The organism is Kistimonas scapharcae (genome assembly GCF_039540975.1).
Taxonomy (GTDB): domain Bacteria; phylum Pseudomonadota; class Gammaproteobacteria; order Pseudomonadales; family Endozoicomonadaceae; genus Kistimonas; species Kistimonas scapharcae.
Map to the genome: position 1 here is coordinate 1 of NZ_BAABFL010000347.1, position 7,611 is coordinate 7,611.

The window sequence follows — 7,611 nt, forward strand, 5'->3', positions numbered from 1 at the left end:
TTCTTTTCCGACATGCTCACACACCTTAATAGGGTTTCAAGATTACCCTTGTTTGTGTGTCCGGAAAACTATAACCACTTCAATAAAGATCAAGGCGGCAGGCCATGCTGCAGGAAGTGGCTGGACGTCTCCTGCTTATTCGCCGGGTTATGGATCGGCAGTGCTGCCCCATTGCAGGCTGTTGAAGCAGGACGGTTATTACTATCGTGTACTTTTGGATAACACGATTTATGAATCCAATCTCAGCTATGACGATGCAATATTATTGATTGGTAAACTGGTCTCTCTGAATCGTTGCTCGTTTTGATGGTGTCATTATTTTATCGATAACCTGAGTGCGCAGGATGCTGTCAAATCGAATAAAAAAGAATGGCACTGCCAGATGATATAGGCATGGAAATCGCATATTGGAATGTGTGTGGTTGGGCTCGTGAAACTCAGTAAAGATAGTTGAACTGGCGTAATAGCTCGTTGATTATCATAGGGAGTGTTACAGGCTCTGGAAGAGCGGGTGATGGCTTCGCCTGTCGCTGACAACAACTGCTGAAGTGGATTATTCAGAAAGGATGCAGAGGGATATGATAACAAGACGTGTGCTATATGCATTAATAGGGGTGTCTTTTTCATCAACCAGTAGTGCGGTAATCCAGCTTGGGAATAGCTCAGCGCAGCTCATTAATATCCAGATCAGTGACCTTTCTGCCGGAGATAAGGTGGATTATACCGATTCTACGATCAGTCTCTGTTCAAGCGATAAAGCAACTGTATCCATGGCTTTCACTGATATCCCGAATATCAGTAGTGAATTTACGGTGTTGCCGATTGGAGGTAGTGCCAATGGTCAGGATTACACACTGAAACTGCAGCCCAAAGATGGTGCAGAGGTTGACCCGGTTGTTAAACAGGCGGCCTATTCAATTTCTTTTAACTCAGGCTGTCATGCAGCCGTGCACGATACAAGACTTCACCTGAACTTTAAAAATCTGGGAGTCTTGGCAGCTGGTCATTATGAAAGCCTGTTGCGGGTGACTGTTGCAGGGCAGGCTGAAACGATTGATATTCCAGTCAGGCTCAGGAATGGTGATCAGGTACAGATCAAGAACCTGGAAGATCTGGTGTTGAGCGATACCGGCAGTGAGTGGGCGGCTTCGAATCCCAATGTCTGTGTTTACAGCAGCACAGGCACTTATGCGCTGGAAGCACGCTCAAAATATCGAGGGCGGCTGGAAAATGCCCAGGGTACGGGGGGAGGGTATCGCATCTTCTGGAAGGCCGGGTCTGGTGGCTCGCAGGAAATAACGAATCAGCTAACGTCTGACAGTGGTGATTTACAGTCTCTGGCAGCCAGTCTGAAACTGGATTGTGCAGTCGGTGAGATGGCGGAAGTCAGTATTGTCATGACAGGTACGACAGCTGGAGGGCTGACTCCGGGCGTTTATCAGGATACGGTGACACTCACGGTTCGGGCGATGTAGGCGGCGGGTACTGGCTATTGGCTCTGGTTTGCTGAAAGAGATAACAGGAGTATAACTGTCGCTGTCCAACCGGTTAAACAGGTTGTTGATGTGAACAGGCATGCATTTATTCTGCATGAGGCAATATTTCGTTTTTACGCGGAACTGAATGATTTTTTGCCCAGACACTGCCGGCAGTATGACTTTCCGGTAAGGTTTATCGGGCAGCCTGCTGTTAAAGGTCTGATTGAGGTGCAGCAGGTACCACATACGGAAGTCGATCTCATTCTTGTGAATGGACAGCCGGTAAGCTTTAGCCATCCACTACGTGGTGGAGAGCGGGTATCTGTCTAAGTACCCAGTCAAAAATAATCTCATATTTTATCAGCTACAGCCCGCAGTACGTGAGCTGAGGCGCTGAGAAAACTTAGGTCTGGGTACTTATCCGGTATTTGAACGTCTGGATATCCAGTTGGTGAATCGCTTGCGGCCTGCGCCATTACGCCATCCCCGTTTTATTGCTGATGTTCACCTTGGCAGGTTCGCACGTTATCTACGGATTCTGGGGTTGGATGTCCTGTATCAGAACGATTATGAAGACGAAACGATCATAGCGATCAGTCAGCAGACACAGCGAATCAGAACCACCTGCAGAGCAGGTGGTTCTGATTTTTTTGATTGACGAACGTTTTTAGCTAAATCGGGTTGTTTCCATGCCGATGGTCATTGACCGAAATAGGGATCTGAGGGGGATCGGTTCTAGAGCCTTATTGACTTATGTAAACGTCCTTTGGGTTGTATGGTAGAAAATATGGATACCTTTGGGGTAAGGCTGGGCAAGGAATTCCTACGTTATCTTACTGCTATAGCGATGAAGGCCATAGGTCAGCGAATGCATTGTCGGTAATGCCGTCATTTATGCCCTATAGTGTAATCCATAAATCTCACTGGTGTTTCTACACTTGGGCTGTCTGATGACAGACCGTAACCCATTGACGGGGTGCCGGGAGAGCGAGTTAATGGAGGATAGGCTAACCGCTACTTGATATAAATTGCATTTGTTAGAGGGTTGTGAATGAATGTTGCTGTATTGGTAGTAAACATTGGTTTGGTGGTAGTCATGGGCTTTGCCGTTATTGATAAAGCGTGTGCCGTTGATCCAACAGCGTCCCGTTATTCTGATTTGCCTCCGAGTTATGAGGAAGCTATCAGCACTTCCTATTACGATTCTCCGCCGAGCTATGCAGAAGCCGTCAGCACCTCCTATTACGGTCCACCACCGAGCTATGAAGAGGCAATCAGTACCTCCTATTACGATCCACCACCGAGCTATGAAGAGGCAACCAGTACCTCCTATTACAACCCCCCACCCAGCTATGAAAAACCGAGCCTTCCATCCTACGATTGGCCGACCATACATTATGAAGCCCCACCTGCTCCTGCTTATTATGATTATCATTTCAGTTATGAAGAGTCGGACTTTCCTTCTTACTATGGATATCTATCGGACTATGATAAGCCGACGTACACTACAAACTATGGGACGCAATCCAGCCACGAAAGCAGACCTTACTCTGCTTATCAACTCTTACCCAGTGCCTTAGGCTATAGAAAAGCAAACTGTGGCCGGGCCGATGACTGGTCTTCTCACCATATCTGTTGCTCAGAGCCTGGCGCGTCAGAGAATTCAGTATGGGCTGCAGCGCCAGGGCGTGAATGGCAATGTATTGAACAGCCAAGATCCAATTGTGAGAGTAGTACACGTATTTGGGACAACGGTAAAAAGGTACTTACGCAAAATACAATGCCTTCTTACTGTAAAGCCAGAGGGAAAGGGGCAGTCTTATTTGACGGAAGGCCTCCGCCTATTTCAAAGCGAGTTATTGATCTTTGATTTGAAAATCATTGAACGCTATTCCCTACTTGAGGTGAATGACGCGTTGGTTACTGCTGCCACGCCAAGCCAGTGAGAGGTCTCGGTTATCCAGCTCGAATTTTCCGTCAATCAGAACATCGACATAATCCATGAGTTCACGTTGACGATCGGTCATTGTCTCCAGTGTGTAACCGGTCCAGAGCCAGATATCCTTGTCGGGGTATTCTGCTTTGACCCGCTTAACGAGTTTCAGAATTCCGTCAATATTATCGGGAAACAACGGATCACCGCCGGACAGGGAAAGTCCGTCACGGTGAATGCGGGTGTCACCGAGATCTTTGATAATCTGGTCTTCCATTTCTGCCGTAAAAGGCTGACCGCCAGCCGCATCCCAGGAACTGGCATTGTGGCAGCCTTTGCAGAAATGCTCGCAACCACTGACAAACAGCGTACAGCGGGTGCCAACACCATTAACGACATCGACCGGGTAATACTGGAGATAGTTCATGGCGACTCGGACGGTAACAGTCGGCCATTATCCGATAATGGCCGACTTCAGGTTAGGACAGGTTAGAGGTGTTTGACGCGACGAACCACTTCTTCCTGCTTGCCGCGGATAAAGGGACGGCTGTTAGGCTGACCCAGGTAACCACAGACACGGCGGGTCACTGACATCTTGTCAGAGTTGCGGTTCTTGCACTGTGGGCATTCAAACCCACGGCTGGTGGCGTTAAATTCCCCTTCGTAACTGCAGACATAGCAGGAGTCATTCGGGGTATTGGTGCCGTAGTAGGGAACCTTGTCGTAGGTGTAGTCCCAGACGTTTTCCAGCGCCTTAAGGTTATGGGTCATATTCGGATATTCGCCATAACAGATGAAGCCGCCGGACGCGTACTGCGGGTAATCCTGCTCAAAATCCACCTTGTCGTAAGGGGTGACTTTTTTCTGGACGTCCAGGTGGAAGGAGTTGGTGTAGTACCCTTTGTCGGTGACACCTTCAATCACACCAAACGCTTTCTCATCCAGGCGGCAGAAGCGGTCGCACAGGCTTTCGCTGGGCGTGGAGTAGAGGCTGAAACCATAGCCGGTTTCAGCTTTCCAGTGATTCACGGTATTACGCAAGTGTTCAACAATCGCCAGACCTTTCTGACGCAATTCAGCGGAATCGTAGATGTCGCCCTGGCCATAGAGGGCATTGATGGTTTCGTGAATGCCGATGTAGCCCAGGGAGATGGACGCACGACCATTTTTGAAGATCTCGCTGACCCTATCTTCCGGCTTCAGGCGAACACCGCAGGCGCCTTCTACGTAGAGAATCGGCGCGACGCTGGCGCGTACCTTGTCGAGGCGCTGGATGCGGGTCATCAGGGCTTCACGGGCCAACTCCAGACGCTGGTCCAGCAGTTTGAAAAATGCGGCTTCCCGGGCGTCTTTATCCTGCTCTGCTTTGGCACTTTCAATGGCAATGCGCGGCAGGTTCAGCGAAACCACGCCCAGGTTATTGCGGCCGTCGTGTACCAGCTTGCCGTTTTCTTCGTAAGTATTCAGGAACGAACGACAACCCATCGGGGTCTTGAAGCTGCCGGTCACTTCGACCAGCTTGTCGTAATTCAGAATATCGGGATACATCCGCTTGCTGGCACATTCCAGGGCCAGTTGCTTGATGTCGTAGTTCGGGTCTTCAGGGCTGAAGTTCACACCTTTCTTGATACCAAAGACCAGTTTGGGGAAGACCGGAGTCTTCTTGTTACGGCCCAGGCCACGGATCCGGTTTTTCAGGATTGATTTCTGTACCAGGCGCTCTTCCCAGCTGGTGCCCAGACCGAAGCCAAAGGTAACAAACGGCGTCTGTCCATTTGCGGTATGCAGGGTGTTGACCTCGTATTCCAACGCCTGGTAGGCGTCGTAGCAATCTTTCTCGGTCATTTCCATCGCGTATTCGCGGGCTTTGTCTTCGTCACCAATCCAGCGCATGCCCTGGGTAAGATGCTTGTCAAAGGTCTTGCGAACGTAAGGTGCGTGAATCCGGTCAATCTCGTTGATGCTGGTGCCGCCGTAGATATGGCTGGAAACCTGGGCAATGATCTGGGCAGTAATCGCCGCCGCCGTGGTGATGGACCTGGGTGTTTCAATTTCCGCATTCCCCATGCGGAACCCGTTGGTCATCATGCCTTCAATATCGATCAGCATGCAGTTGAACATGGGGAAGAAGGGCGCATAATCCAGGTCGTGGTAATGGATCTCGCCACGGTCGTGAGCGGTACTGATGTGTGCCGGCAGAATATGCTGCTTGGCGTAATGCTTGGCGACAACACCGGCCAGCAGATCACGCTGGGTGGGGATGATCTTGCTGTCTTTGTTGGCGTTTTCGTTGAGCAGCTCTTCGTTATCCTGGTTGATGATGCTCAGGATATCGCGGCTCAGGGCATTGCGGGATTCACGTTCAATATCCCGACTCTTGCGGTACTCAATGTATTTGCGCGCGGCGTTGGAGTACTGGCTGCGCATCAGCAGGTCTTCCACCTGGTTCTGGATGTCGTAGATATCGACGACATCACAGCCGGCCACACTCTGTTCGATCTCACGGGCAACTTGCTCTGCGAAGGCATCGTCTTTGAGATGGACATCATTCAGGGCGCTAGCCACGGCCTTGGCAATACGTGGCGCGTCAAAAGGCTTGCGTGAGCCATCGCGCTTGATGATGTCAGTCATGCGATCCATCTCCGGGAGTCAGGTTGAACAGGGCGACGTGTATCCGAGCGATCCCTTAAAGTGTGCTTTTGAAGGGTGCGGAGCACTATATATGGTGTTGTGGCGCGGTATATTCCATCAAAGGTCGATGTTGATCAATATTGACAAAACGAAAAACGACTGTGGTTAGTCATACTGGAAAGCCATGAGTCAGTTGTCACTTTCGTGTCCTGACCAGCCGCAGTGAGGGGTGGCATGATGATGGTATCGGGAAAATAAGCGTGACTAGGGATTTGCCGCAGTGTCATGGTCAGGGCATTATGCCTTTCAGAAAAAAGTTTAACCTCTGCCCTATGTGAGAAGGGCGCTATCGTTATCCGCGTTTTATCCATTATTTTGGGAGTGATTGTATGTACATGGTCGTGAAGCATCTGCATATGACCCTGGCGCTATTGAGTGTCAGTCTGTTCTGTGTGCGGGCCTGCTGGTCGGTAATGGGCTCTCCGCGGCTCCAGCAGCGCTGGGTGAAAATTGCTCCCCATGTCATTGATACCTTTTTGCTGATCTGCGGTCTATGGCTGGCATCCCTGCTGTCGGCCTGGAGCTTTCCCTGGCTTCAGGCCAAGCTGGTGGCGGTAGTCGTCTACATCATGCTGGGCGCCATGGCGATCCGGCCGGGGCGTCCAGCGAAAGTGAAGGCCGTTATGGCGCTGTCCGCCATCGTTGTTTTTGGCTACATCTTTGCCGTTGCCATCTCGAAAAATCCACTGCCATTCCTGTCATAGCTTTCCTGTCGGGGTGGCTTTAGCTGGTCGATTTGGCCGGTATCACGCCGACCGGGTAGAGATAACGGTTCTTGTCGATGTAGGGGGTATGCTCAAAAAACCACATCAGGCGGGCATGGGGATCATTAGCAAAGGCCTTGTCTGATTTCAGCTTGGCCTTGAAGGCGGCAGCCAGCTTCGGATCTTGTGCCAACATGGCCCGCGCCATGGGTTCCATGACATAGATTTCCGGCTCTTCACCGATGGTCATCATGCTGTTGAAGAAGCCCCACTGCAGAAAGGAATCCGGGCTGCGGGGTTCCAGCAAATTCATGGCCAGCGTACCCAATCGCTGATCGGTAGGCACTTCAACAGAGCCCGCAGGGTAGGTAACCCGGCGCATTTCCGGCACCGGTGTTCCTTTGATCAACAACCTCCCTTCGTACCCTGGTAGCTTGGCGCCACCAACACGATCGGGTTCAAAGCCTGACCCCAATCGAATATCTTTCATGCGGTACACAACCACATCCAGCGTGGTGGGTTGTTTGAAGGTGGTCATCTTGACGCCATGGGCCTTAAGGCGTTTGATCACCGTCTGCCATTGAACCGGTATAACATACGCTTTTGGCCGTTTAACAATCAGGTCGGGCTCTGATTGAGCGGTGAGGGGAACCTTGTAGGTTTGTGGTTTGTTGCTCCATAGCACCACCTCTTCACCGGTTACGGGTGATGATTCCGTGGTATTGTCAGCACCGATTTAAAATGTCCACTTTCCACCGATTGGATTTGACCTCCCGATTAACCCTTTCATGGCCGATATTTCTCC

The 7,611-nt window shown here is 50.7% G+C and carries 9 protein-coding genes; 6 read left to right on the top strand and 3 right to left on the bottom strand.

All coding sequences use genetic code 11. From position 1 onward, the window contains the following. From ABD892_RS12440 to ABD892_RS12450, 5 genes are all read left to right on the top strand, one after another. Positions 1-307: hypothetical protein (locus ABD892_RS12440; RefSeq protein WP_345196055.1), on the top strand; the 307-nt coding region annotated here is incomplete at its 5' end. Positions 308-578: 271 nt separating this feature from the next. Continuing rightward, positions 579-1,475 carry a hypothetical protein gene (locus tag ABD892_RS12445; protein WP_345196056.1) on the top strand — a complete coding sequence of 299 codons (897 nt, stop codon included), beginning with the start codon at positions 579-581 and terminating at the stop codon, positions 1,473-1,475. A gap of 90 nt (positions 1,476-1,565) precedes the next feature. Beyond that, positions 1,566-1,808: a ubiquitin family protein gene (locus tag ABD892_RS27120; protein WP_425559248.1), complete on the top strand. Its 243-nt coding sequence runs from the start codon at positions 1,566-1,568 to the stop codon at positions 1,806-1,808. Between the two features lie 121 nt (positions 1,809-1,929). Further along, positions 1,930-2,136: a Mut7-C RNAse domain-containing protein gene (locus ABD892_RS27125; protein WP_425559249.1), complete on the top strand. Its 207-nt coding sequence runs from the start codon at positions 1,930-1,932 to the stop codon at positions 2,134-2,136. 393 nt (positions 2,137-2,529) lie between these two features. After that, positions 2,530-3,348, top strand: coding sequence for a hypothetical protein (locus ABD892_RS12450; protein ID WP_345196057.1), 819 nt, complete (start codon positions 2,530-2,532; stop codon positions 3,346-3,348). Between the two features lie 25 nt (positions 3,349-3,373). On the opposite strand, the gene nrdG is transcribed toward ABD892_RS12450, so the two are convergent. Together nrdG and nrdD are read right to left on the bottom strand one after the other, a co-directional pair. Beyond that, positions 3,374-3,838, bottom strand: coding sequence for an anaerobic ribonucleoside-triphosphate reductase-activating protein (gene nrdG, locus ABD892_RS12455; protein WP_345196058.1), 465 nt, complete (start codon positions 3,836-3,838; stop codon positions 3,374-3,376). Between the two features lie 62 nt (positions 3,839-3,900). Further along, positions 3,901-6,042 carry an anaerobic ribonucleoside-triphosphate reductase gene (nrdD, locus tag ABD892_RS12460; protein ID WP_345196059.1) on the bottom strand — a complete coding sequence of 714 codons (2,142 nt, stop codon included), beginning with the start codon at positions 6,040-6,042 and terminating at the stop codon, positions 3,901-3,903. 389 nt (positions 6,043-6,431) lie between these two features. Here nrdD and ABD892_RS12465 point away from each other — a divergent pair, with 389 nt between their 5' ends. Further along, positions 6,432-6,806, top strand: a complete 375-nt coding sequence (locus ABD892_RS12465; RefSeq protein WP_345196060.1) for a SirB2 family protein — start codon at positions 6,432-6,434, stop codon at positions 6,804-6,806. Positions 6,807-6,825: 19 nt separating this feature from the next. Here the strand turns inward: ABD892_RS12465 and ABD892_RS12470 are convergent, their stop codons facing one another. Beyond that, complete coding sequence (locus ABD892_RS12470) at positions 6,826-7,491, bottom strand: hypothetical protein (RefSeq protein WP_345196061.1); 666 nt, start codon at positions 7,489-7,491, stop codon at positions 6,826-6,828. Between the last annotated feature and the right edge of the window lie 120 nt (positions 7,492-7,611).